Raw genomic sequence first — 23,952 nt, forward strand, 5'->3', positions numbered from 1 at the left:
AAACTCTGGGCCCGCTGCGGCGTCGTGCGCCAGCTGCGGGCCTCGGTATCAATCGGGCAAGGTCAGCACGCCTTGCGCCTGGAGTGCTTGCAATTGCGAATCACTCAAACGCAGCAGATTTTGCAGCACTTCGCGTGTACCTTCACCCAGTGTGGGTGGTGCGCGGCGGATCGGCAGGCGTTCGCCATCCATGCGGATGGGCGGCGCCAGCACAGCGGTGTGGCCGGCCACCGGGTGGGGCATGTTCTGCACCAGGCCGGCTTGCTGCACCCGCTCGGAGGTCAGCGCCTCGTGCAGGCCTAGCACTTCGCCGCAGGGCACGCCGCAGGCCGTCAGGCGCTCGATCAGGACTGCGCGCGGAAAACTGCGAATCGTCTCGATCATCAAAGGCAGCAACAGCTTGCGGTCCTTGGCACGCTCCACATTGGTCGCGTACTTGGGGTTGTCGGCCAGGTCGGGGCGGTCGATCACATCGCGGCAGAAGCGCTCGAACTGCGAGTTATTACCCACCGCGATGATCAGCGGGCCATCGGCCGCCTCGAACATGCCATAGGGCACGATGGAGGGATGGGCATTGCCAAAGCGCTCCGGGTCCTTGCCCATGAACAGCGCATCCAAGCCGTAGTAGCCGGTGATGCTGATGCCGTTGTCAAACAGCGCCATGTCGATCTTGCGGCCCTGGCCAGTGCGCTCGCGGGCAAACAGCGCAGCCAGCACGGCCTGGGCGGCGCTCATGCCGGTCATCAAGTCCACGACGGCCACGCCAAACTTCAGCGGCGGCTGCGAGGCCTCGCCGTTCATCGCCATCAAGCCGGCCTCGCCTTGCACCAGAATGTCGTAACCCGGGCGGGCTGCTTCCTCGGTGTCGGTGGCATAACCCGTCACGCTGCAGTAGATGATGTCCTGCTTCAAGGCCTTGAGGGCCTCGTAACCCAGGCCCAGCTTGTCAGCGCCGCCATGCTTGAAGTTGTGGATCACCACATCGAACTGCGGCAGCAGCGCCAGAATCAGCGCCAGCCCTTCGGGCTTTTGCAGATCGACGGTGATGGACCGCTTGTTGCGGTTCATGCTGTTGTAGTAAGTGGTCTCGGTCTTGCCAATGCGCAGGCCCCAGTCGCGGGTGTCATCACCGCGCTGGGGGTGCTCCACCTTGATGACCTCGGCCCCCAGATCGCCCAGCACCTGGCCGCACAGCGGGCCAGCGAACACGCGGGACAGATCCAGAACCTTGACACCCGCCAGTGGCAAGGCCCCGGCTTTTTCTTCCTGATGCATACATGTCTCCTCGGATCACCGGGCGTGCCGCAAAGCGGGCCAGCCCGGCGTCACTTTTTTCAATCCATCTCAGCGGCGCAGCTGCAGGTAGTTGGCGGGGCGCTTTTCCAAAAATGCCGCAATGCCTTCTGCCGACTCGGGCGTGCCCTGTGCCTGCACCATCAACTCGGCCTCCATGTCCAGCTGCTCTTCGAGCGTGTGGTCGTAGGCGGCGCGGCACAGCGACTTGATGCTGGCCATCGCCTGCAACGGGCCATCGGCCAGCTGCGCGGCCAGCGCCACCGCCTGTGCCAGCGCATCGCCCGGCTCAGCCAGGCGGTTGACCAGGCCCAACTGCTGCATGCGCTCGCCGCTCACCCGGTCGCCGCTCAGGCACAGCTCAGTCAGCAGCTGGCGCGACAGGTGCTCGGCCAAAAACGCGGTCGCTCCGCCATCAGGCGATAGTCCCACCTTCACATAGGCCACCGAAAACGCGGCATTGCGCGCGGCCACCAACATGTCGCAGGCCAGCGCCAGCGACAGGCCCGCGCCTGCGGCTGCGCCCTCGACTGCGGCCACCACCGGCTTGGGGCAGTCGCGCAGCGCACGCACCAGGTCATGCAGGCCTTCGAGCAGCTCGCGGCGCTTTTCAGCGGGCTGGTCCCGGCGCGTGGCAATGCGGCGCAGATCGCCACCCGAGCAGAAATGCCCGCCCGCACCGGTGAGCACAATGGCACCCACCGCGGGGTCGGTTGCAGCACCTTTGAGCGCTGCGGTCAGGCCCAGGTAAAAGTCGGGCGACAGCGCATTGCGCGCCGCCTCGTTGTTGTTGGTCAGCACCAGCACGCCGCCTTCGCGGCGCGCCAGCAGCGCGGGGTTTGCGTTGCTGGCGGTCGCCATCAGGCGGCCTTCTGCGCAGCGCGTTCCTGCGCCTGCAGCGCCATGTAGCGCGCCAGGTGGTGGTCCATGTCGCCCAGCTGGTGGTCAATCATGATGATGCGCTTGGCGTAGTGCGCCAGTGGCAGCTCCCAGGTCACGCCAATGCCGCCATGCATCTGGATCGCCTCTTCGGCCATCAAGGTGCCAATCTGGCCCACGCTGTACTTGGCCGCCGACAGTGCTTTTTCGCGCTCCAGGTAGTCGGGGTTGTCGATGGCCGCTGCCGCGTTGATGACAGCCGAGCGCGCCTGCTCGGCTTCGAGCAACAGATCGGCCATGCGGTGCTGCAGCGCCTGAAAGCTGCCAATCGGCACGCCGAACTGCTTGCGCGTGCGCAGGTATTCCAGGGTGTGGTTCTTGGCCACATCCATCGCGCCCAGCGCTTCGGCCGCCAGCGCCAGCAGGCCAAAGCCGCAGAGGCGTTCGAGCAGCGCATGGCCCTCGCCCAGCGTGCCCAGCAAGGCGTCGGCACCAACTTTCACATTGGCCAACACCAGCTCAGCGGCATGGCCACCATCGATGCGGCCATAGCCTCGGCTGCTGATGCCTGCAGCATTGCCCGGCACCAGGAACAGCGAGATGCCGGCCTCATCACCCACGGCGCCTGCCGTGCGGGCGGAGACCAGCAGCAGCTGCGCCTGGTCGCCAAACAGCACGACGGCCTTGCTGCCATTGATCACCCAGCCATCGCCCTCGGGCTGGGCAGTGGTGGCCACGCGGTTCAACTCGTAGTGGTTGGCCGGCTCGTCGTGCGCCAGCGCGGCAATGGTTTCGCCGCCGATGATGCCTTCGAGCTGGGCCTTTTGCGCGTCGCTGCCCGCTTCGGTCAGCGCGCGGCCCACCAGCAGTGCGCCCAGCAGGGGCTCTGCGACCAGGTGCGTGCCCAGCGCCTCAAACACCACGCTGATATCCACGCCATCACCGCCAAAGCCGCCATCGGACTCCTTGAACAGCGCGCCAATGGCACCCAGCTCAGCCAGCTTGGCATAGGTGTCGGCACTAAAGCCTTGGGCGCCATAGGCCGACTTGTTGCGGTAGTCGGTGCTGTACTGCTCGCTCAGGTAGCGGCCCAGCGCATCGGCCAGCATGCGGCGGTCTTCATCCAGTTGAAAGTTCATCGATGTCTCCTTACAAGCCCAGGATCATCTTGGAGATGATGTTGCGCTGGATTTCATTCGAGCCGCCAAAGATCGACAGCTTGCGGTAGTTGAAATAGGCGGCGGCCGCTGTGGCGGCCTCTGCCGGGCCCACGGGCGCGTCGGCGTACTCAGCAAACTGTGCCTCTTCGATAAAGGGCAGCGCATACGGCCCCATCGCGCGGCGGATCAGCGACAGCAGCTCCTGGCGGATGACGGTGCCCTTGATCTTGAGCATCGAGCTTTCGGCACCGGGCACACCGCCGTCCGCCACCGAGGCGATCACGCGCAGATTGGTGGTGGCCATGTTCAGCAGCTCGATCTCGACCTTGGCCATGCGGGTGGCAAACTGCGGGTCTTCGATCAGCGGCTTGCCATTGCGCTGCACGCGCTGGGCAATCACCTTGAGCTTTTCCAGCCCGGCCATCGAAAAGCCTACCCCTGCGATACCGGTGCGCTCATAAGTCAGCAGGTACTTGGCATAGGTCCAGCCCTTGTTCTCCTCGCCCACCAGGTTTTCCAGCGGCACCTTCACGTCCGTCAGAAAGACTTCGTTGACTTCCTTGTCGCCATCCAGGGTGCGGATGGGGCGCACTTCCACACCCGGCTGGTTCATGTCGATCAGCACAAAGCTGATGCCTTGCTGGGACTTCACCTCTTTGTTGGTGCGCACCAGGCAGAACATCATGTTGGCGTGCTGGCCCTGGGTGGTCCAGGTCTTTTGGCCATTGACGATGTAGTGGTCACCGTTGCGCACGGCCGTGGTCTTGAGCGAGGCCAGGTCGGAGCCGGCGCCGGGTTCGGAGTAACCCTGGCACCACCAGTCATCGCCGTTGAGGATGCGCGGCAACCAGTGGGACTTTTGCGCCTCGTTGCCGTACTTGATCAGCACCGGGCCGAGCATGGACAAACCAAAGGGCACCAGGCGCGGACCACCGGCCATTGCGCATTCGTCGTCAAAGATGAACTTCTGCACCGCAGACCAGCCGGTACCACCAAACTCTTGGGGCCAGTGGTAGGCCAGCCAGCCCTTTTTGTTCAGGATGGCATGCCAGTTGTCCTGGTCAAAGCGCGTCAGGCGCTGGCCGGCCTTGACCTTGGCGGCCAACTCCTGGGGCAGGCTCTCTTTCAGAAACGCACGTACCTCGGCGCGGAACGCTTCTTCTTCGGGGCTGAATTGCAAATCCATCGCAGTTCCTTAAAAAATCTCAAAGAGGCCAGCGGCACCCATGCCGCCGCCCACGCACATGGTCACCACGCCCCACTTCACTTTCTCGCCCCGGGCCTTGCGGCGCTGGCCTTCGAGCAGAATGTGGCCGGTCAAACGCGCGCCGGTCATGCCAAAAGGGTGGCCGATGGAGATCGCGCCGCCGTTGACATTGAGGCGATCCAGCGGAATGCCCAGCTTGCGCTGGCAGTACAGCGCCTGCGAGGCAAAGGCCTCGTTGAGCTCCCAGAGGTCGATGTCCTGCACCGTCAGGCCGTGGCGCGCCAGCAGCTTGGGGACAGCAAACACCGGGCCAATGCCCATCTCATCGGGCTCGCAACCGGCAATCGCCAGGCCCCGGAAGGCGCCCAGCGGCGCCAGACCCAGCTTGGCCGCTTCCTTGGCCTCCATCAGCACGCAGGCGGCCGAGCCGTCCGACAGCTGCGAGGCATTGCCTGCGGTGACAAAGTTGCCCGCGCCCTTGACGGGCTCCAACTTGGCCAGGCCTTCGAGCGTGGTCGAGGGGCGGTTACAGTTGTCCATGGTGGCGGTCACATCCTTGTAGCTGACCTCCCCGGTTTCCTTGTTCTTCTCGGCCATGCGCGTGGCGCAGGGCACGATCTCGTTGTCGAAAATACCATTCGCCTGGGCCGCTGCCGTGCGCTGCTGGCTTTGCAGCGAGAAGGCATCCTGGTCTTCGCGGCTGATGCCGTAGCGCTTGGCCACCACATCGGCCGTGTCGATCATCGCCATGAACAGATCGGGCTTGTGTTCCAGCAGCCAGGGGTCGGCATCGGCGGGGTTGGTGTTGCTCGAGCGGATCAGCGAGATGCTCTCGACACCGCCGGCCACCATTGCCGGTGCGCCATCGACAATGATGCGGCCGGCCGCAAAGGCAATCGCCTGCAGGCCCGAGGCGCAGAAACGGTTGACCACGGTGCCACCCACGCTGATGGGCAGGCCGGCGCGCACGGCCGCCTGGCGGCCGATATTGCGGCCGGTGGTGCCTTCGGGATAGCCGCAGCCCAGCACCACGTCTTCGATCAAGGCCGGGTCGATGCCGGCGCGCTGCACCGCCGCGCTGATGGAAAAGGCCGCCAGCTGCGCACCGGGCGTGACATTGAACTCCCCACGGTGGGATTTGGCCAGCGGCGTACGCGCTGTCGAAACGATGACGGCTTCACGCATGCATGTCTCCTTGGGTCTGAGCGACCGTTGATTGTGATTTTTTGCGCCGCCAGCACTTGTCACACAAGCGCTAACAGCTATTTTTTATGTAGCAACCCGGGGTTTGGCTGTGTGAAAGCCCCGGGCTGCGCTGCCGGCCTGGATGGGCCGGGTTGGCAAGATAGACCTCAGACGGCCTTGTTCAGGCTCTCGAAGTTCTCGCCCTTCTCCACCAGCTCCACCAACAGCGGCGATGGCGTCCAGAACAGCGCGTCTTCCTTGGCAAACTCGCGGATGTCGGCCAGGACCTTGTCCAGGCCCACCATGTCGGCCCACTTCATCGGGCCGCCCCGGAAGCGCGGGAAGCCGTAGCCGTAGAGGAAGGTGACATCCACATCCAGCGGGCGCAGCGCAATGCCTTCGCGCACTACATTCGCGCCCTCGTTGACCATCGCGGCCATGTAGCGGCGCATGATTTCTGCGTTGCTAAAGCTGCGCGGCGTGATGCCGACGCGCTGGCGCTCGGCGTCCACAATCGCCAGCACCTCCGGGTCTTGCTGGCCAATGCGCGCGCCTTGCGGGTACAGGTAGTAGCCGCGCTGGGTCTTCTGGCCAAACCAGCCTTTTTCGGCAATGCGGTCGGCAATCTGCACATAGCGGGCATTGGGGTTGCGCGTGGCGGCCTTGCGCTTGCGCGTGGCCCAGCCAATGTCGCCACCGGCCAGGTCGGCCACCTGGAAGGGGCCCATGGGGTAGCCAAACTCGCGCACGGCCTCGTCGATCTGGTAAGGCGAGGCTCCGTCTTCGAGCAGGTAGTTGGCCGCCTCGCGGTACACCGCCAGAATGCGGTTGCCGATAAAGCCATCGCAGACGCCGGCGCGCACCGGCACCTTCTTCATGCGGCGGGCCAGATCGAAAGCGGTGGCCACCACATCGGCGCTCACCTTGGCGGGCACCACAATCTCCAGCAGCTTCATGATGTTGGCGGGGCTGAAGAAGTGCAGACCGATGACATCCTGCGGGCGCGAGATGCTCGCGGCGATCGCATCGATATCCAGGTAGGAGGTGTTGGTGGCAATCACCGCGCCGGGCTTGCAGACCTTGTCCAGCTCGGCAAACACGGCCTTCTTGACGCCCATCTCCTCAAACACCGCCTCGATCACCAGGTCCACCTGGGCCAGCGCGGCGTAGTCGGTGCTGCCGCTGTAGCGCGCCATGATGGCGGCTTTTTTCTCGGCCGTCAGTCTGCCCTTGGCGATCAGGCCGTCGTAGACCTTTTCGACATTGGCGCGGCCCCGGGCGATGGATTCCTCATCGCGCTCGACCATCACCACCGGCAGGCCCGCATCGAGTGCCGCCACGGTGATGCCCGCGCCCATGGTGCCACCGCCGACGACGCCGATGCTGTTCAAGGCGCGCGGTGCAGCGGCCTTGGCCTCGGGGATCTTGGCGGTCTCACGCTCGGCAAAAAAGGCGTGGATCAAACCCGCGCGCTGCGGGCTCTCCAGGCACTGCACAAACAGCTTGCGCTCGTTTTGCATGCCTTGCTCAAACGGCAGATCGAGCGCGCCTTGCACGCATTCAATGATCTTGCCGGGCGAGAACAGGCCTCGGCTCTTTTTGGCGGAGTCGGCCTTGGCGGCATCCAGCTCGGCCTGCGACGCGGCTTTATCGGCCAGCGCGGTGGCTTCGCGGGTGCGCCGCACGGGGGCGTTCTGGGCCAGCAGCTCGTTGGCGTAGGCCAGGCCTGCGCTGTGGGCATCCGTCCCTGCGGGCTCAACCTTGTCGACCAGGCCCATGGCCAGTGCTTCTTCAGCGCTGGCGTGACGGCCCGAGAGCATCAGATCCAGCGCAGCCTGGACGCCGATCAGGCGGGGCGTGCGCTGGGTGCCACCGGCGCCGGGCAGCAGGCCCAGTTGCACCTCGGGCAGGCCCAGCTTGGCGCCGGACACGGCCAGCCGGTAGTGGCAGGACAGCGCCACTTCCAGCCCACCGCCCAGCGCGGGTCCGTGGATGGCGGCTACGACCAGCTTGTCGCTGTTCTCCAGCTGCACCAGCACATCGGGCAGGCTGGGGGGCATGGCAGGCTTGCCAAACTCACGGATATCGGCACCGGCAATAAAGGCCTTGCCACTGCCCACCAGCAAGATGGCTTTGACCTGCGCATCGCTGCGCGCCTGGGCCACGGCGTCGGCCAGGCCTTGGCGCACGGCCTGGCTCAAGGCATTGACGGGGGGGTTCTGGATGGTGACGACCAGCACGTGCCCTTCGCGGGCAAGGCTCACCACAGCAGCGTTCTCTGCGCTCATGCATGTCTCCTGGTAGATCAACCGAAATCGGCTTGCGAACCATTGTCAGTGCAACTAGGCTTATTTGACAATCACATAGAGGATTGACAGACTGTCAAAAGAATTTGGACAATCGCAACCCATGGACCACAACGCCCTCACCTTGCTGGTGGAAATCATCGACTCCGGCAACCTCAGCCGCGCCGCCGCCAAGCTCAAGATGAGCCGCGCCAATGTCAGCTACCACCTGGGCCAGCTGGAGAAATCGGTGGGCGTGCAGCTGGTGCGCCGCACCACGCGCCGGGTCGAACCCACCGAGGTAGGCATGCGCCTGTATGAGCACGGCCGCAGCATCCGCAACGAGCTGGCCGCCGCCGCCGAGACCATCCGCAGCCTGGGCAAGGGCCTGCAAGGCCGGGTGGGCCTGGCGGTACCCAGCGGCTACGGCCAGCTGGTGATGACCGACTGGCTGATCGCCTTCAAGCGCCTCTACCCCGACATCGTGCTCGATGTGATCTTTGAGAACCGGGTGGACAACCTGGTGCGCGACGAGGTGGACATTGCGGTGCGCGTGCTGCCCACGCCGCCGGACAACCTGGTGGCCCGCCACATGGGCGAGATGAACTATGTCGCCTGCGCCAGCATCGACTACGCCGGCCAAAACATGCTGCCCCAGCAGCCCGAGGACCTGCGCCATGTGCCGCTGATCACCAGCGGCGTGGTGGGCAAGCAGCTGCTGGTGCGGGCCTACCAAGGCGAGCTGCGCAAGGAGATCCGCCTGGAGCCCAGCCTCATCTCCGAGCATTTTCCGTTTCTGCGCCAGGGCATCATGGCCGGCCTGGGCGTGGGCATCGTGCCCGACTATGTGATCCGTGCCGAGGTCGAGCGCGGCGAGGTCGTCACCACCTTGCGCGACTGGCGGCTGAGCATTTTCGGCAACCACATGTACCTGCTGTGGATGCCCAACCGCCACCAGACCAAGGCGGTGCGCACGATGATCAGCTTCTTGCTGGAGCAATCGCAGCTCGCCGGCAACCTGCCGGCGCTGGACTGAGCGATTTCTCCCGTTTCTCCCGTAGCCATCCGCGCTCTCAGTCTCTGCCCCCAGTCGCCCGCAGCACGGCTGCGCGCGCGACCGGCCCCTTCACTCAGGTTCCCGTCAGGTAAGCGCCTTTAAGGTGGCGGCGCCTGCGTGCGTGCCCATTCCTGGCCCCCATGCGCGCCGGCATGGAACCACACAGGATTGAACCCAATGAAAATGACAAGAGACATCCATGACATCGTCGGCGGCCTGCTGATGTCAGCAGCAGGCCTTTTCTTTGCGCTCTACGGGCGCGAATACAACTTTGGCAGTGCCGATCGCATGGGGCCGGGCTACTTCCCCGTCGTGCTGGGTTGGCTGCTGTTTGGCCTGGGCCTGCTGCTGGCGATACCCGCCTGGTGGCGCCAGGGCAGTCCCATCGTGCTGCAGTGGGGCAACCTGTTTTGGTCCGTGGCCAGCCTGCTGGCCTTTGCCGTGCTGCTCTACCCGCTGGGCGTGGCCCTGGCCTCGCTGGCGGCCAGCCTGGTCGCGCTGCTGGCCACCAAGATGACCCTGCGCACGCGCCTGTTGGTGAGCCTGGCCGTGGCGGCCTTGACCACCGTTATTTTTCCCATTGGTCTGCGCATGACGCTGCCTATCTGGCCCTGAGCCCGGCACTGACAAAGGATCTCTATGGATTTGCTTGGAAACCTCTGGATGGGCCTCAATGTGGTGGCCGATCCCTCTACGCTGTGGTACTGCTTTTTGGGCGTCTTTCTGGGCACCGTCGTCGGCGTGTTGCCCGGCATCGGTGCGCTGGCGGCCATCTCGCTGCTGCTGCCTTTTACCTACCATATGTCGCCAACGGCAGCCATCATCATGCTGGCTGGCGTCTACTACGGCGCGCAGTACGGCGGCTCCACGGCCTCCATCTTGCTCAACCTGCCCGGGTCACCGTCGTCGGCGGTGACCTGTCTGGACGGCTACCCGATGGCGCGCAAAGGCAAGGCCGGGGTGGCGCTGTTTGTCACCACCATTGCCTCGCTGGTCGGCGCCATGTCGGGCCTGATCCTGCTGGTGCTGTTCTCGCCCGCGATCTCCAAGATCGGCCTGCAGTTTGGGCCCACGGAGTTTTTCTCGATGATGCTGCTGGGCCTGGTCGCTGCCTCGTCGATGAGCGCCGGCTCGGCCACCAAGGGCCTGTGCATGGTGGTGTTTGGCCTGCTGCTGGGGATGATCGGCACCGATGTGAACTCGGGCGTGGCCCGCTACTCCTTTGACATTCCGGAACTGATGGACGGCATCAACCTGGTGGCGCTGGCCATGGGCCTGTTTGGCGTGGCGGAGGTGATGCGCTGCATCAACCTGGCCGATGCCAACCAAAAGCCTGACAAGGTCACGCTGCGCTCCATGGTGCCGGAGCGCGAAGAGTTCCGCGCCACCATCAAGCCGATGCTGCGCGGCTCGGCGCTGGGCTCCTTCCTCGGCGCCTTGCCGGGCGTGGGCCCCTCGATTGCGTCCTTTATGTCGTACGCGATTGAAAAGCGCGTGGCCAAGGATCCCTCCCGCTTTGGCCATGGCGCCATCGAAGGCATCACCGCACCTGAATCTGCCAACAATGCCGCTGCCCAAACCGCCTTTGTGCCTTCGCTGTCCATCGGTATCCCCGGTGATGCAGTGATGGCCGTGATGCTGGGCGCGCTGATCATTCATGGTATCCAGCCCGGCCCCATGTTGATGACCGAGCAGCCCGAGCTGTTCTGGGGGCTGATCGTCAGCTTCGCGATTGGCAATATCTTCTTGGTGATTCTGAACCTGCCCACCATCGGGCTATGGGTCGCGCTGCTGCGCATTCCGTTTGCCTGGATGTACCCGGCCATCCTGGTGTTTGTCGCGCTCGGCGTCTACAGCGTCAACAACAACCTGTTCGACATCTACATGGTCGCCATCCTGGGCATCATTGGCTATGTGCTGATGGTCCTGCGTTTTGAGGCCGCGCCACTGCTGCTGGGATACATCCTGGGGCCGATGCTGGAGGAAAACCTGCGCCGCGCGATGCTGCTGTCGCGGGGCGATGCCTCGGTGTTCTTCAACCGCCCGATCAGCGCCTCCTTGTTGGCGCTGACCGGTGCGATCTTGCTCTGGGCCATCTGGTCGGGTGTGCGCAAATCGCGCAAGGAAGCCCGGGACTTTGCCCATGCCCAAGAGAACGCCGTACCCGCGACGGCGTCTTCTTAAGCTTTTGCACTCCAGTGCGCCTGTTCTCGCCACCCGGCCTGAACAGGCTTTTTTCTGGCTGCTGTGTTTTGCTTTTGCTAGGCTTGGGCCATGCGAATTCTTGTGATTGAAGACGATGCCGTGCTGCGCGATGTGGTCGTCAGCAGCCTGCGCGATGCGGGCCACCATGTGGACCAGGCAGCCGACCTGGGTGCGGCGGAGCACTGGTGGCGGGTGCAGCGCTTTGATGCCATCCTGCTCGACCTGAACCTGCCCTGCAGCGCCGTGCGCGGCAGTGCGATGGGCAGCGGCCTGGCACTGCTGCAGCAGGCGCGGCGGCGCGGCGACAACACCCCCGTGCTGGTGCTCACCGCCCGCAACCAGACCCCCGACCGCATCGCCGGCCTGGACAGCGGCGCCGACGACTACCTGGGCAAGCCTTTCGAGTTGGCCGAGGTCGAGGCGCGGCTGCGCGCGCTGGTGCGCCGCGCCATCGGTGCGCAGGATGTATCGACCGTCGGCCAGCTCAGCCTGGAGCGCAACAACCGTCGCTTTCGCATCGCTGCGCAGCCGCTGGACCTGCCCGCGCGCGAGTTTGAAGTGCTGTGGGAGCTGATGAGCCCGCCCGGCCGCGCGGTGAGCAAGCGCAGCCTGTCGGACAAGCTCTCGGACTTTGATGAAGCCCTGGGCGACAACGCGCTCGAAGCCTTTATCTCGCGGCTGCGCAAAAAGCTGCAGCACAGCGGCGCGGCGATCCGCACCCTGCGCGGCATTGGCTACCTGATCGAAGCCGACAGCGGCGATGTCGCATGACGGCATCAACGCTACCAGCCAGCGCCCTGCCCTCGCTGCGCAAGCGTGTGCTGCGCCATGTGCGCGGGCCGCTGGTGTGGACCTGGCTGCTGGGCACCGTGTTCATGATGGGCCTGGCCAACCACTTCACCCAAAGCGCCTTTGACCGCGCCTTGCTCGACGATGCCTACGCAATTGCTTCGCATCTGCGCGCCGATGACAGCGGCGAGGTGGCCTTGCAGCTGACCGACAGCGAGCTCAAGGCCGCCCTCTTCGACCAGGCCGAGTATGTGTACTACGCCGTTTACCGCGCTGATGGCAGCCAGCTGGCCGGCGAGCCGCTGCCGCTGCTGCCCTGGGACGAGAGTGAGCCGGTGAGCTACCGCGAAACCCTGTACAACGGCCAGCTGGTGCGGGCTGTGGCCCTGCGCAGTGCGGTGGGCGAGCAGCAATTCAGCGTCGTGATGATGCACACCACCCGGGTGCGCGACAGCCTGATCCAGCATTTGTTTCTGTATGCCGCGATCCCGCAGCTGACCTTGCTGGGCCTGCTGCTGTGGTGGCTGCGCCAGCGCATCGGCCAGGACATGGCGCCGCTGGCAGCACTGCAGGCCTCGCTGTCGCAGCGCGACGCGCATGATCTGACCCCCATCCAGCACAGCGCCCCCGCCACCACGCGCGAGATCGAGCAGCTGCGCCACACCACCAATGCGCTGCTGGCCCGCATTGCAGACAACGTCGAAGCCCAGCGCGAATTTGCCGGCAATGTGGCCCATGAGGTGCGCACACCGCTGGCGGGTATCAAGGCGCTGGCCGACTACGGGCTGGGCCATGCCGACCCTGCCGTTCAGCAGCAGCAACTGCAGCGCATCTCCGACAACGTCGCGCGCGCCAGCCACCTGGTCGATCAGCTACTGCTGCTAGCGCTGAGCGACGAGGCCAGCGCTGTGCAGCTGGTGACCGTTGCCCCCGCTGACCTGGTGCAGCAGGCGGTGCTGCGCCACTGGGATGCCGCCAGCCGTGCCCAGATCGACCTGGGTGCCGAGGGCCTGGATACGGCCGAGGCCGAGCAGCTGCGCATTGCTGCCGATGCCAACCTGCTCGCAGCCATGCTCGACAACCTGGTCCTCAATGCGCTGCGCTATGGCGGCCAGTCGGTCACCGTGGCCTTGCAGGCGGCAGCAGATGGCAGCCGCATCGAGCTGGCCGTCATCGACGACGGCCCGGGCATGAGCGAGGCGCAATGCCAGGCCGCCATGCAGCGCTGGCAGCAAGGGGCCAGCGGCCAGTCGCTGGGCCAGGGCGCGGGGCTGGGCCTGGCGATTGTGGGCAAGCTGGCGCATCTGCAACAGGCGGGTTTTAGCCTGGCTCCCCGGGCGGGCGGCTCAGGGCTGCGCGCCAGCCTGGTGTTCAACGCAGTACAAAATCCCGCACCTCGGGTGCCTTAGCGCGCGGTGCCTCGCCCAGCATCTCCAGCACCGAGGCCTCGATGCCGTAGACCATCGCATCCAGCGCCAGGTCGTTGGCCTCCAGGCCAAAGGGGTGCTCCAGCTCGGCGCCCAACGCCTCCAGCGCGAAAAAGGTGTAGGCGATAAAGCAGACGATCACCGGCGTCATCGTGCCGATGGAGTCGAGCAGGCCAAAGGGCAACAAAAAGCAGTAGATGTAGATGCTGCGGTGCAGGATCACCGAATAGGTGAAGGGAATGGGCGTGCTGGCGATGCGCTCGCAGCCGCCCAAGGCAGCGCCCAGCCGCGCCATGGATTGCTCAAACACGGGCACCACGGCAGGCGCAATGCTGCCCTGCTGGCACTGCGCGCCCACCCAGCGCTGCACCTGCAGCATGGCCACCGCCGCAGGAAAGCGCGCCTGGCTGATCTGCTGCACCTCGCCCGCCGGCAGAAACAGCGCCAAATCGGCACGCGCATCGCTGCCGCGCAGCTGGTGCTTGAGCGCATAGGCAAAGGCGCACAAGCGCAGGCCCAGCGCGCGCGCCTGCCCGCTGTCCTGGGTCAGCGTCAAAGCCTGGGCCGTCAGGTGCCGGCTCTCCACCAGCAAAACGCCCCACAAGGTGCGCGCCTCCCAGAAGCGCGCATACGAGGTGCTGTTTCTAAAGCCCAGAAAAATCGCCAAGGTCAGGCCGATCAGCGAGAACGGCACAAAGTTCAGCGAGACTTTCCAGCTCAGGATCGAGCCGTGCAGCAGGGTCGCCACCACGGCCAGGATGGTGATGGTGATCAGCTGCGGCGTGATGGCCGGCAGGATGGAGCCGCGCCATACAAACAGCATGCGCAGCCAATGCAAAGGGGGACGGACGATCATGGCCGGTATTGTCCTGCCGGGCGCTAATCTGACGGGCATGGTGGCTGCATTTGGGCAGCCGGGATGGCTGGCTGGCGGCCGCTGGCCTCAGCGCTCTCCCGCCTCGTCGTCCCAGCGCTTGAGCTGGGCCAGCTTCTCGCCAATCTTCAGCTCCAGGCCCCGGGGCACAGGCTGGTACCAACCGGGCGCGTCCAGGCCCTCGGGCAAATAAGTCTCACCGGCCGCATAGGCGTTGGGCTCGTCATGGGCGTAGCGGTATTCATGCCCATAGCCCAGCTCCTTCATCAGCTTGGTGGGGGCATTGCGCAGGTGCACAGGCACTTCGCGGCTCTTGTCTTGCTTTACAAAGGCCTTGGCCTGGTTGTAGGCGTTGTAGCCCGCATTGCTTTTGGCGGCCATGGCCAGGTAGATGACGGCCTGGCCCAGGGCCAGCTCGCCCTCGGGGCTGCCCAGGCGCTCATAGGTCAGCGCGGCATCGTTGGCGATCTGCATCGCGCGCGGGTCGGCCAGGCCAATGTCTTCCCAGGCCATGCGCACAATGCGCCGGGACAGGTAGCGCGCATCGGCGCCGCCGTCGAGCATGCGGGTGAGCCAGTACAGCGCGGCATCGGGGTGGGAGCCGCGCACGGATTTGTGCAGCGCGGAGATCTGGTCGTAGAAGTTGTCGCCGCCTTTGTCAAAACGCCGGCTGTTCAAGCTCAAGGCGTTCTGCAAAAACTCGGCCGTGATCTCGGAGGTACCTGAAGCTTTGGCTGCCGTGCTGGTCTGTTCCAGCAGGTTCAAAAACCTTCTGGCGTCACCATCCGCATATCCCACGATGGTATCAACGGCCAAGTCTTCAAACGCCAGATCGTCAAGGGCATGTTCTTCCCGGGCCCTCTGGAGCAATAGCTTCAGCTCTGCTTCTGTCAGCGACTTGAGCACGTACACCTGCGCCCGCGACAGCAGCGCCGAGTTGACCTCAAAGGAAGGGTTCTCGGTGGTAGCGCCGATGAAGGTGAACAGACCTGATTCCACGTGAGGCAACAGGGCATCTTGTTGGGACTTATTGAACCTATGGATTTCGTCCACGAACAAGATGGTGTTTTTGCCCTGCGCAAGGTATTGTCTCGCCTGCTCCATGGCCTCCCGGATGTCTTTCACCCCCGACAAGACCGCCGACAAGGCGATGAACTCGCACTTGAACGCCGTGGCCGTGAGCCGCGCCAGGGTGGTCTTGCCCACGCCGGGTGGCCCCCAGAAGATCATCGAATGCGGTTTACCGGACTGAAAGGCCAGCCGCAGGGGCTTGCCTTCTCCCAGCAGATGGGACTGCCCAACCACTTCGTCCAGGGTTTTGGGGCGCAGTGCCTCGGCCAGCGGTGCGGCGGGTTCCTGGCTGAACAAATCAGCCATGCACGGCTCCTGCCAGGCGGCCCACGGCAGAGGCAGCGCCAACGGGCCGCGCCCCTGGGCGGGGCTGGTGCTTACTACTTTTATGCAACACACCCCACGTTATCCCGGGGGTGAATATGCCTTTGATGATCTGGGTCACGATTTTTCGCAGAAAATAAGGGTTTATACGGATCCACTTCGCATCAGATGCCAGCGGCCCTCTTTCTAGAGAGCCAGCCCGCTTGACATGCCCCTGGCATGGCCGCCATGCACCTAGCGCCTATGCGCCACGCTGGCAGGCACAGCGCCTGGCAGCAGCGCCCTCGATGGGGCCATCCTTTTCTGATGCCCGTTTCCGCGACTCCATTCGCCGTGTGCCGCATCCCACCGTGGGCGCTGCCCGGCAAGAACCAAGAGCCATTATGAAATCACTGAAAACCAGGGACATTATCGCCCTCGGATTCATGACCTTTGCCCTGTTCCTCGGCGCAGGCAACATCATCTTCCCGCCACTGGTCGGACTGGCCGCCGGCGAGAACCTGCTGGGCGCCACCACCGGCTTTTTGCTGACAGGCGTGGGCCTGCCGCTGCTGGGCGTGGTCGCGCTCGCCCGCGTGGGCGGCGGCCTGGACCAGCTGACCCATCCGATTGGCCGCATCGCTGGCCTGGTGCTGGCCACCACGATCTACCTGACGATCGGCCCCTTCTTTGCCACGCCGCGCACCGCCACTGTCTCGTTCGAGATGGGCATTGCGCCCTTTGTCGGTAACACCTCGTTTGCGCTGCTGGTGTTCAGCATTGTCTATTTCTCGCTGGTGCTGCTGCTGTCGCTGTTCCCCGGCAAGCTGATGGACACGCTGGGCAAGCTCATCACCCCGCTGCTGATTGCCGCGCTGCTGGCGCTGGGCAGCATGGCGGTGCTGGCCCCCGTGGGCGGCTACAGCGCCGCCAGTGCCGACTACAGCACGCAGGTGGCCGCCTTTGCCCAGGGCTTTGTGCAGGGCTACCAGACCATGGACGCTCTCGCCTCGCTGGTGTTTGGCATTGTCATCGTCAACGCCATCAAGGATGCCGGCGTGACCGATTCCCGTCTGCACACCCGTTACGCCATCTATGCCGGATTGATTGCGGCTGTGTGCCTGAGCCTGGTCTACATCTCGCTGTGCTACCTGGGCGCTACCAGCGGCGAGCTGGCACAGAACGCCGTCACCGGTGTGCAGATCCTCACGGCCTTTGTACAGCACCGCTTTGGCAGCGCCGGCATCTGGCTGATTGCGGCCGTGATTTTGCTGGCCTGTTTGACCACGGGCGTCGGCCTGGTGAGCGCTTGCAGCAGCTTCTTCAGCCAGCTGACCGGCTTCTCGTACCGGAGCGTGGCGCTGTTTTTGTGCATCTTCAGCGCGGCCGTCGCCAACCAGGGCCTGGCGCAGCTGATCGAGATTGCCGGCCCGGTGCTGGTGGCCCTTTACCCGCCCGCCATTGCGCTGGTCTCGCTCAGCCTGCTGCAGCGCTGGCAGCATCCGGCGCGCGTCTACATCCCGGTGATGCTGGTGGCCCTGGTGTTTGGCCTAGCCGATGGTGCCAAGGCGCTGCAGTGGGCCGACCTGCTGCCCAGCTGGCTGGAGCACCTGCCCGGCGCTGCACTGGGCTTGGGCTGGGTCACGCCGGTGGCCGTGACGGTGGTTGGCGCCGGCATGGCCGATTGGTTTTTGGCCCGCCGCCAAATACCCGTGCGCCCTTGATGGCTGATTAAGCACTTCCAGCCCAATGGATATTCAGCGCCACCGTTAATATCGGCCTCGGATATTCATTGGCAACCTTTACTCAAAACCGCCTAAGCCAAGCAGCTCAATACCGTCAGAACAGGCAACCAAGAATCGGAGAGACATTGAGCCTGCTTAAACCATGGTTATTCATGGTCTTTTACGACAACACTGTCAAAATCCAAAAATTTGTGGAGTTTCAGCAATGACGAATCCAACAGAAAATCCCCAAGCGGCCTCCGCTGCTAAAGCGCCCAAGAAGGGCTTCACCCGTCGCAAGTTTGTCGCCTCGGCGGCCGCGGTCGGTGCGGGCGTGGTGGGTTACCAGTATTTCTTTGGTAGCCAATACCGCGCAGAAAAAGCAGACCGCCAGGTCGATGTGCTGCTGATTGGCGGCGGCATCATGAGCGCCACCTTGGGCGTTTATCTGCAGGAGCTGGAACCCGGCTGGACCTATGAATTGTTCGAGCGCCTGGACCAGGTTGCCGAAGAAAGCTCCAACGGCTGGAATAATGCCGGCACCGGCCACTCGGCGCTGTGCGAGCTCAATTACACGCCGATGGATAAAAATGGCAATGTGCAGATTTCCTCTGCCATTAACATTAATGAGAACTTCCAGGTGTCGCGCCAATTCTGGTCGCACCAGGTGCGCACCGGGGTACTGGGCAATCCCCGCGAGTTCATCAATTCCACGCCCCACATGAACCTGGTGTTCGGCGAAGAAAACCGCTCCTTCATCCAAAAGCGCCTCAAAGCCCTGGAAGCCTCGCCGCTGTTCACCGGCATGGAGTCGTCGATTGATCCGGCCAAGATCAAGGAATGGATCCCGCTGATGATGGAAGGCCGTGACCCGGCCGAAGTGGTGACCGCCACCCGTTCGCCACTGGGCACCGATGTGAACCTGGGCGAAATCACCCGCCAGTTCTACAAGAACCTGTCGTCCAAGTCCAACTTCAAGCTCAGCACCGGCCAGGAAGTGCGCTCCATCACGCGCAACAGCGATGGCTCCTGGCGCGTGTCGGCTTTCGACATGAAGGACGGCAGCAAGATCCAGACGGTGGATGCGCGCTTTATCTTCATCGGCGCCGGCGGCGCAGCACTGCCGCTGCTGCAGCTGTCGGGCATCCCTGAGTCCAAGGTCTACGGTGGCTTCCCCGTGGGCGGCGAGTTCCTGGTCACCGAGGACCCCAAGATCGCTGAACGCCACTTGGCCAAGGTCTACGGCCTGGCCGATACCGGCTCGCCTCCGATGTCCGTACCCCACCTGGACACCCGCGTGCTGGATGGCAAGCGCGTGCTGCTGTTCGGGCCGTTCGCCACCTGGTCGAGCAAGTTCTTGAAGAACGGTTCGTACTTTGACCTGGCCAAGGCCACGACCTTTGCCAACGTGATCCCGCAGCTGCAGGTCGGCGTCAACGAGTTTGCCTTGGTCAAGTACCTGGCCCAGCAACTGAGCCTGAGCAAAGAGCAGAAGATGGACGCATTGCGCCATTACATGCCCGAGGCCAAGGATGCAGACTGGCGCCTGTGGGAAGCCGGTCAGCGCGTGCAGATCATCAAGAACGACCCGGAAAAGGGCGGCATCCTCAAGCTCGGTACCGAGGTCGTCGTGGCGCAAGACCGTTCGCTGACTGCGCTGCTGGGTGCATCGCCAGGCGGCTCCACCTCGCCAGCCATCATGCTGACCCTGCTGGAAAAGGCCTTCCCCGAGAAGGTCAAGAGCGCCGAATGGCAAGCCAAGATCCGCAAGATCGTGCCGAGCTACGGTGTCAAGCTCAACGAGAACCCCGCCCTGCTGCAGCAAGAATGGCTGGCCACCGAGCAGGCGCTGAACCTGGCCATTGCGTCGCCCAACCTGCAAGGCGTTGAAGCGGGCGTGCAGCCCAACGAAAACATGAAGGACCTGAAGAAGGTGCCGGACATGGCGCTTTGATGGACGCAAACCGCCATACGGCCACTCAGCCGTTGCCGCTACTGTAGACAGCTAGCAGCGCATGCGATGCGCAGACCCAAACGCTTTCGATCCGCGTCTCCCAAGACAAGAGTCGTGACCCGCCCTTCCTGAGGTGGGCAGTTTGGGCTGCTGGCACCTGCCAGAGCCATTCGGCCAAAAGACGCCCGATGCATTGCATCGGGCGTTTGCATTTTCAGCACTGCCTGCGGTGTCACGCCATGGGATATCTGCATGGCCTTGGCCACCACTTATAAGACTTACGCATACCCAAGCACGAAAAACTTCGTTGTCACCTACAGCGCGCAGCCCGAACAATAGTGTGTATCAGCGGTCATTGTTCTCTCTTTTTCTGCGCCTAGGCAGCCTATTTCATATGCGTTCGACGGTCTCTTTCTCTTCCCACCAACTCTCGACCATGGCCTTCGCCGCTGCCCTGACGCTGTGTGCCGCTAGCGCCCATGCGGATGCCACGCTGGACAAGATCAAGGCCAACAAGTCCGTCACCATTGGCGTGTTGCTCAACGGCGGCCCCACAGGTTCGATTGACCCCTCCAACCAGCGCTTCATTGGCTGGAACCCCGAACTCGCACGCCAACTGGCGCGTGACCTGGGCGCGGACGCCACGTTGATTCAGGTGCAGCCTTCTAATCGTGTGCAGTTCCTGCAGTCGGGCAAGGTCGATTTGCTGATCGCCTCCATCGACTGGAACCCAGAGCGTGCCGAGGTGATGGGCTTTGCGCCCACCCCGTTTTACAAGGTGGGCGGCACCGCCATCGCACGCAAGGGCAGTGGCCTGACCAAGTGGGAAGACTTGCGAGGCAAACCCGTCTGCGCCTCGCAAGGCGGCAGCTATGCCCGCATTTTGGGGGCCGATTATGGTGTGCAGGTCAAGGGCTTCAAAGGCTCGGCAGAGGCCTTGCTGGCATTGCGCGGTGGCAACTGTGTAGCCTCCGTGCACGACACCACGCTGATTTACCCCCTGCTCAAAACCAATGCCGATTGGAAAGATTTTGATGCACCGATCACCCTGGCCTTGGGTGAGGCGCCTTCCGTCGTTTGGACCCGCAAAGGCGAGAACGACACCATTGCTGCAGTCGACCAAGTCATCCAGAACTGGCACCGCACGGGCTGGTTGATCGCCACAGAGAAGCGCCTGGGCATCACGCCACCGCTGCCGGCACTGCTGGAACTGCAGCAACAGGCCTTGCAGGCCGCCAAGTTCAAGTAATCCACCTCAGCGTCCAAGCCTCCTAGCGGCCCTCCCTCTACGGCGGGTCGCCACTGCCCATTTGCCATGATTTATCGCCTTTTCTCCACCGCCGCCATCACCGCCCTGGCGCTGACCGGCAGCCTGGCCCATGCGGATGCCACGCTCGACAAAATCAAGCAGCGTGGCCAGGTCACCATCGGTGTCATTCTGTCGGGCCCGCCGTTTGGCACGATTAACCCAGCCACCCAAAAGCCCGAAGGTTTTAATGTCGATCTGGCCCAGGCCGTGGCTACAGGCCTGGGTGTGAAGCTGGATGCCGTGCAGGTCCAGCCTTCCAATCGCGTGCAGTTTCTGCAGTCCGGCAAGGTGGATGTGCTGATCGCCAACATGTCTTGGACGCAGGAGCGCTCCGAAATTCTGGACTTCGCCCCTACCCCGTTTGAGGAGATCGGCGGCGCGCTGCTGACCCGCAAGGGTGGCAGCTTCAAGCAATGGGACGACGTGCGCGGCAAGACCGTATGCGTCTCGCAAGGATCGAACTACACCAAGCCGCTGATCGAGGAATACGGTGCCAAGATCAAGGCTTTTCGTGGACAGCCCGAATCGCTGTTGGCACTGCGCGGCGGCGGCTGCGATGCCGCCGTCCATGTCAGCCCCACCTTGCGGCTCATGGTCGCCACCGGCAGCGACTGGAAAGACTACGAACTGCCACTGGCCCAGGACCTGATTCCCTCGCCCCAGGTGATCTGGGTGCGCAAGGGCGAGAACGATGCCAGTGCCGCCATTGACCGCATCATTCAGCAATGGCACCGCAGCGGCTGGCTGATTGAGACGGTGAAAAAGAACGGGCTGAGCCCATCGCAAAGCCTGTTCGAGCTCCAGGCCAAGTACCGCAAGACTCCGTCCTGACGGAATGGCCATGTTGGAGCACAGCTTTTTCCCGTGGCTGGTGCAGGCCGCCAAGCCGCTCGGCCTGAACTTCGCATTTCTGCTGGAAGCCTATGAACGCGATGCCTTCATCCGTGGCCTGGGCGTCACCTTGCAGCTGTGCCTGCTGGTGATTCCAGGCAGCCTGGTGGCAGGTGTATTGCTGGCTGCCGGACTGACTTCAGACCAGCGCTGGCTGCGTGGAACGACGCGCGCCTTTGTCGAGCTCACCCGCAACACGCCCACCTTGGTTCAGTTGTACTGCGCCTTTCTGGTGCTGAACATGCTGATCACGCAAAGCCTGCAAGCGCATGGCGGCGTGAACCCGCTCACGCCCTTTGTCTGGGTCTTTATCGTGGTCTCGCTGCACAAGGGCGTATTCCATGCCGAGGCGCTGCGCGCCGGTATCGAGGCCGTGCCACATGCAACCTTGGAGGCAGGACAGTCGCTGGGCTTCAGCCGCCGCCAGCTGCTGTGGCGCGTAGAGCTGCCACTGGCCCTGCGCTTTGCGCTGCCGGCCCTGGTGAACAACATGGTCGATCTGGTGAAGATGACGGCCGTGGCATCGGCCATTGCGGTGGGCGATGTGACCTACGAGTCCGTGATGATCTGGACGCAGCGTGACAACGTGCTGGAGCTGCTGCTGCTGATCCTGCTGTATTTCTGGGGCTTGACCTGGCTGGTCAGCCGCGCGGGCCGCTGGCTCGAACACCGCCTGAGGATGCCCGGCTATGGCCAGTGAACTGACATCTCCACAGCCCGCACCGGCCCCGCGCTGGCCCGCGCTGCTGCTGAACCCCTGGCTGCTGGGACTGCTGGTGGCCGCCGCGCTGCTGGCCGTTTGGTGGCATGCCGAGGGCCGCTTTCCGCCTGCGCTGGCCCATTTGTGGCAATGGTCACCCGCCTTGGTGCGCGGCATGTGGACCAATATCTACATCAGCATGCTGGCCATGGCCATTGGCACGGTGGCGGGTCTGGTCGTGGGGGCACTGGCGCTCTCGCAATGGGCCGCGCTGCGCAGCGCCACGCGCTGGTATGTACAGGCCTTTCGCAATGCGCCCATCCTAGTGCTGATCTATTTCACCACCTATGTCTTCCCGTTCGAGCTGCAGCTGCTGCACTGGCGCCTGCCCTTTCCAGACTGGATCAAGGTCGTGCTAGGCCTGGCCTTGCCGACTTCGGCCGTGGTGGCCGAGATCTTTCGCGGGGCCATCCAGTCCATTCCGACGGCCCAGTGGGAGGCCGCGCAGTCGCTGGCCTTCAAGCGCAGGCAGATCTTTGGCTGGATCATCCTGCCGCAGTGCGTACGCCGCATGCTGCCGCCCTGGATGAACCTCTACGCCAGCATCACGATGAGCACCTCGCTGGCCTCGCTGGTCGGTGTGCATGACATTGTGGACACGGCCCAGATTGCCAGCAACACCGTCGCCCGTACCGACTTCACCATCCTGGTGTATGTCACGCTGCTGGCGCTGTTCTTTGCCTATTGCTACCCCATTGCGCGCACCACTCGGCGCCTGGAAAAACGCCATGCCTTCCGCTGAAACCCCCTCCTCCCAGACCGCGCCGCTGGTGCAGCTGCGCGATATCCATCTGGCCTTTGGCGCCAACGAAGTGCTCAAGGGCATTGATGTCGATATTCCACGCGGCCAGGCCGTCACCATCATCGGCCCCTCGGGCTCGGGCAAATCCACCATCCTGCGCTGCATCACCGGCCTGCTGCGCCCGCAACAAGGCCAGATCCGCGTGGGCGAGACCCAGGTGCAGGAGCTGCGCACCGAGGCCGAACTGATCGCCCTGCGCCAGCGCGTGGGCTTTGTCTTTCAGCAGTACAACCTGTTCCCGCACCTGACGGTGCTGCAGAACCTGGTGATCGCGCCCATCCGCGTGCTGGGCCGCGAGCGTGGCGAAGCCGAGCGCGAGGCGCGCGTGCTGCTGGACAAGGTGCGCCTGTCGCACAAGGCCCATGCCTACCCTGGCGAGCTGTCCGGCGGCCAGCAGCAGCGCGTGGCCATTGCCCGTGCGCTGGCCATGCGGCCCGAGCTGATGCTGTTCGACGAAGTGACCTCGGCCCTGGACCCCGAAACCGTCGGCGAGGTGCTCACCGTGATCCGCGAACTGGTGCGCGACGGAATGACCTGCGCGCTGGTGACGCACGAGATGCGCTTTGCCAACGAGATCAGCGACCACGTCTATTTCACGGAGGCAGGCCGCATCGTCGAACACGGCACCCCCGCGCAAATCTTTGGCCAGCCGAGCAACGAACGCACCCGCAGCTTTCTGCACCGGGCGCTGGGCGGTGACCGCAGCGCCAGCCTGCCGCCTGCAGCGCAGCATCCATCGACCCCTTTTACGCCAGCCACCCCACTGGCTTTCTGACC

The 23,952-nt window shown here is 64.0% G+C and carries 20 protein-coding genes; 12 read left to right on the plus strand and 8 right to left on the minus strand.

All coding sequences use genetic code 11. The features are described from left to right. Positions 1-48 precede the first annotated feature (48 nt). The 6 genes from M2375_RS01685 to M2375_RS01710 all read right to left on the minus strand — a co-directional run bounded on the left by M2375_RS01685 (position 49) and on the right by M2375_RS01710 (position 8,012). Entirely contained in the window at positions 49-1,275 is a 1,227-nt protein-coding gene (locus M2375_RS01685; protein WP_259163528.1) for a CaiB/BaiF CoA-transferase family protein, read from the minus strand. Between the two features lie 69 nt (positions 1,276-1,344). Continuing rightward, the gene (locus M2375_RS01690) at positions 1,345-2,154 is read right to left on the minus strand and encodes an oxepin-CoA hydrolase, alternative type (protein WP_259163529.1); all 810 of its coding nucleotides are present in this window, start codon (positions 2,152-2,154) and stop codon (positions 1,345-1,347) included. After that, the gene (locus tag M2375_RS01695) at positions 2,154-3,311 is read right to left on the minus strand and encodes an acyl-CoA dehydrogenase family protein (RefSeq protein ID WP_259163530.1); all 1,158 of its coding nucleotides are present in this window, start codon (positions 3,309-3,311) and stop codon (positions 2,154-2,156) included. The genes M2375_RS01690 and M2375_RS01695 overlap by 1 nt, the downstream gene beginning before the upstream one ends. A 10-nt stretch (positions 3,312-3,321) precedes the next feature. Continuing rightward, positions 3,322-4,518 (minus strand): acyl-CoA dehydrogenase family protein, encoded by a 1,197-nt coding sequence (locus tag M2375_RS01700; protein WP_259163532.1) that lies wholly within the window; start codon positions 4,516-4,518, stop codon positions 3,322-3,324. 9 nt (positions 4,519-4,527) lie between these two features. Next, positions 4,528-5,724 (minus strand): acetyl-CoA C-acyltransferase, encoded by a 1,197-nt coding sequence (locus tag M2375_RS01705; protein WP_259163533.1) that lies wholly within the window; start codon positions 5,722-5,724, stop codon positions 4,528-4,530. Between the two features lie 167 nt (positions 5,725-5,891). After that, entirely contained in the window at positions 5,892-8,012 is a 2,121-nt protein-coding gene (locus M2375_RS01710) for a 3-hydroxyacyl-CoA dehydrogenase NAD-binding domain-containing protein (RefSeq protein WP_259163534.1), read from the minus strand. A gap of 121 nt (positions 8,013-8,133) precedes the next feature. Here M2375_RS01710 and M2375_RS01715 point away from each other — a divergent pair, with 121 nt between their 5' ends. The 5 genes from M2375_RS01715 (at position 8,134) to M2375_RS01735 (ending at position 13,469) form a co-directional block, all read left to right on the plus strand. Next, positions 8,134-9,045: a LysR family transcriptional regulator gene (locus tag M2375_RS01715; protein ID WP_259163535.1), complete on the plus strand. Its 912-nt coding sequence runs from the start codon at positions 8,134-8,136 to the stop codon at positions 9,043-9,045. Positions 9,046-9,243: 198 nt separating this feature from the next. Then, positions 9,244-9,681 (plus strand): tripartite tricarboxylate transporter TctB family protein, encoded by a 438-nt coding sequence (locus tag M2375_RS01720; RefSeq protein ID WP_259163536.1) that lies wholly within the window; start codon positions 9,244-9,246, stop codon positions 9,679-9,681. A 24-nt stretch (positions 9,682-9,705) separates the two neighbouring features. Continuing rightward, entirely contained in the window at positions 9,706-11,250 is a 1,545-nt protein-coding gene (locus tag M2375_RS01725; RefSeq protein WP_259163537.1) for a tripartite tricarboxylate transporter permease, read from the plus strand. Between the two features lie 90 nt (positions 11,251-11,340). After that, a complete protein-coding gene (locus M2375_RS01730; RefSeq protein WP_259163538.1) occupies positions 11,341-12,042 on the plus strand; it encodes a response regulator transcription factor in 702 nt (233 codons plus the stop codon). Beyond that, a complete protein-coding gene (locus tag M2375_RS01735; protein ID WP_259163540.1) occupies positions 12,039-13,469 on the plus strand; it encodes a sensor histidine kinase in 1,431 nt (476 codons plus the stop codon). Before M2375_RS01730 ends, M2375_RS01735 begins: the two co-directional genes overlap by 4 nt. On the opposite strand, the gene M2375_RS01740 is transcribed toward M2375_RS01735, so the two are convergent. Together M2375_RS01740 and M2375_RS01745 are read right to left on the minus strand one after the other, a co-directional pair. Next, complete coding sequence (locus M2375_RS01740; RefSeq protein ID WP_259163541.1) at positions 13,432-14,343, minus strand: bestrophin family protein; 912 nt, start codon at positions 14,341-14,343, stop codon at positions 13,432-13,434. The genes M2375_RS01735 and M2375_RS01740 overlap by 38 nt on opposite strands. A gap of 87 nt (positions 14,344-14,430) precedes the next feature. Next, positions 14,431-15,738, minus strand: coding sequence for a replication-associated recombination protein A (locus M2375_RS01745; RefSeq protein WP_259163542.1), 1,308 nt, complete (start codon positions 15,736-15,738; stop codon positions 14,431-14,433). Between the two features lie 401 nt (positions 15,739-16,139). Here M2375_RS01745 and brnQ point away from each other — a divergent pair, with 401 nt between their 5' ends. The 7 genes from brnQ to M2375_RS01780 all read left to right on the plus strand — a co-directional run bounded on the left by brnQ (position 16,140) and on the right by M2375_RS01780 (position 23,950). Next, on the plus strand, positions 16,140-17,459 hold the full coding sequence (gene brnQ / locus M2375_RS01750) for a branched-chain amino acid transport system II carrier protein (protein WP_310473153.1): 1,320 nt from the start codon (positions 16,140-16,142) through the stop codon (positions 17,457-17,459). Positions 17,460-17,685: 226 nt separating this feature from the next. Next, positions 17,686-19,413, plus strand: coding sequence for a malate dehydrogenase (quinone) (gene mqo / locus M2375_RS01755; protein WP_259163543.1), 1,728 nt, complete (start codon positions 17,686-17,688; stop codon positions 19,411-19,413). Positions 19,414-19,849: 436 nt separating this feature from the next. Beyond that, positions 19,850-20,662, plus strand: a complete 813-nt coding sequence (locus tag M2375_RS01760; RefSeq protein ID WP_259163544.1) for a transporter substrate-binding domain-containing protein — start codon at positions 19,850-19,852, stop codon at positions 20,660-20,662. Between the two features lie 66 nt (positions 20,663-20,728). Then, positions 20,729-21,553, plus strand: a complete 825-nt coding sequence (locus M2375_RS01765) for a transporter substrate-binding domain-containing protein (protein ID WP_259163546.1) — start codon at positions 20,729-20,731, stop codon at positions 21,551-21,553. 10 nt (positions 21,554-21,563) lie between these two features. Then, entirely contained in the window at positions 21,564-22,313 is a 750-nt protein-coding gene (locus tag M2375_RS01770; protein WP_259163547.1) for an amino acid ABC transporter permease, read from the plus strand. Next, positions 22,303-23,115 (plus strand): amino acid ABC transporter permease, encoded by an 813-nt coding sequence (locus M2375_RS01775; RefSeq protein WP_259163548.1) that lies wholly within the window; start codon positions 22,303-22,305, stop codon positions 23,113-23,115. Before M2375_RS01770 ends, M2375_RS01775 begins: the two co-directional genes overlap by 11 nt. Then, complete coding sequence (locus M2375_RS01780; RefSeq protein ID WP_259163549.1) at positions 23,102-23,950, plus strand: amino acid ABC transporter ATP-binding protein; 849 nt, start codon at positions 23,102-23,104, stop codon at positions 23,948-23,950. The genes M2375_RS01775 and M2375_RS01780 overlap by 14 nt, the downstream gene beginning before the upstream one ends. Positions 23,951-23,952: the final 2 nt, after the last annotated feature.

The sequence above is a fragment of the Comamonas sp. BIGb0152 genome (assembly GCF_024809975.1).
Taxonomy (GTDB): domain Bacteria; phylum Pseudomonadota; class Gammaproteobacteria; order Burkholderiales; family Burkholderiaceae_C; genus Comamonas.

What these genes read in the sequence shown, in the direction of transcription:
- M2375_RS01685 (WP_259163528.1), bottom strand. Translation starts at nt 1,275, where the DNA reads ATGCATCAGGAAGAAAAAGCCGGGGCCTTGCCACTGGCGGGTGTCAAG.
- M2375_RS01690 (WP_259163529.1), bottom strand. Translation starts at nt 2,154, where the DNA reads ATGGCGACCGCCAGCAACGCAAACCCCGCGCTGCTGGCGCGCCGCGAA.
- M2375_RS01695 (WP_259163530.1), bottom strand. Translation starts at nt 3,311, where the DNA reads ATGAACTTTCAACTGGATGAAGACCGCCGCATGCTGGCCGATGCGCTG.
- M2375_RS01700 (WP_259163532.1), bottom strand. Translation starts at nt 4,518, where the DNA reads ATGGATTTGCAATTCAGCCCCGAAGAAGAAGCGTTCCGCGCCGAGGTA.
- M2375_RS01705 (WP_259163533.1), bottom strand. Translation starts at nt 5,724, where the DNA reads ATGCGTGAAGCCGTCATCGTTTCGACAGCGCGTACGCCGCTGGCCAAA.
- M2375_RS01710 (WP_259163534.1), bottom strand. Translation starts at nt 8,012, where the DNA reads ATGAGCGCAGAGAACGCTGCTGTGGTGAGCCTTGCCCGCGAAGGGCAC.
- M2375_RS01715 (WP_259163535.1), top strand. Translation starts at nt 8,134, where the DNA reads ATGGACCACAACGCCCTCACCTTGCTGGTGGAAATCATCGACTCCGGC.
- M2375_RS01720 (WP_259163536.1), top strand. Translation starts at nt 9,244, where the DNA reads ATGAAAATGACAAGAGACATCCATGACATCGTCGGCGGCCTGCTGATG.
- M2375_RS01725 (WP_259163537.1), top strand. Translation starts at nt 9,706, where the DNA reads ATGGATTTGCTTGGAAACCTCTGGATGGGCCTCAATGTGGTGGCCGAT.
- M2375_RS01730 (WP_259163538.1), top strand. Translation starts at nt 11,341, where the DNA reads ATGCGAATTCTTGTGATTGAAGACGATGCCGTGCTGCGCGATGTGGTC.
- M2375_RS01735 (WP_259163540.1), top strand. Translation starts at nt 12,039, where the DNA reads ATGACGGCATCAACGCTACCAGCCAGCGCCCTGCCCTCGCTGCGCAAG.
- M2375_RS01740 (WP_259163541.1), bottom strand. Translation starts at nt 14,343, where the DNA reads ATGATCGTCCGTCCCCCTTTGCATTGGCTGCGCATGCTGTTTGTATGG.
- M2375_RS01745 (WP_259163542.1), bottom strand. Translation starts at nt 15,738, where the DNA reads ATGGCTGATTTGTTCAGCCAGGAACCCGCCGCACCGCTGGCCGAGGCA.
- brnQ (WP_310473153.1), top strand. Translation starts at nt 16,140, where the DNA reads ATGAAATCACTGAAAACCAGGGACATTATCGCCCTCGGATTCATGACC.
- mqo (WP_259163543.1), top strand. Translation starts at nt 17,686, where the DNA reads ATGACGAATCCAACAGAAAATCCCCAAGCGGCCTCCGCTGCTAAAGCG.
- M2375_RS01760 (WP_259163544.1), top strand. Translation starts at nt 19,850, where the DNA reads ATGGCCTTCGCCGCTGCCCTGACGCTGTGTGCCGCTAGCGCCCATGCG.
- M2375_RS01765 (WP_259163546.1), top strand. Translation starts at nt 20,729, where the DNA reads ATGATTTATCGCCTTTTCTCCACCGCCGCCATCACCGCCCTGGCGCTG.
- M2375_RS01770 (WP_259163547.1), top strand. Translation starts at nt 21,564, where the DNA reads ATGTTGGAGCACAGCTTTTTCCCGTGGCTGGTGCAGGCCGCCAAGCCG.
- M2375_RS01775 (WP_259163548.1), top strand. Translation starts at nt 22,303, where the DNA reads ATGGCCAGTGAACTGACATCTCCACAGCCCGCACCGGCCCCGCGCTGG.
- M2375_RS01780 (WP_259163549.1), top strand. Translation starts at nt 23,102, where the DNA reads ATGCCTTCCGCTGAAACCCCCTCCTCCCAGACCGCGCCGCTGGTGCAG.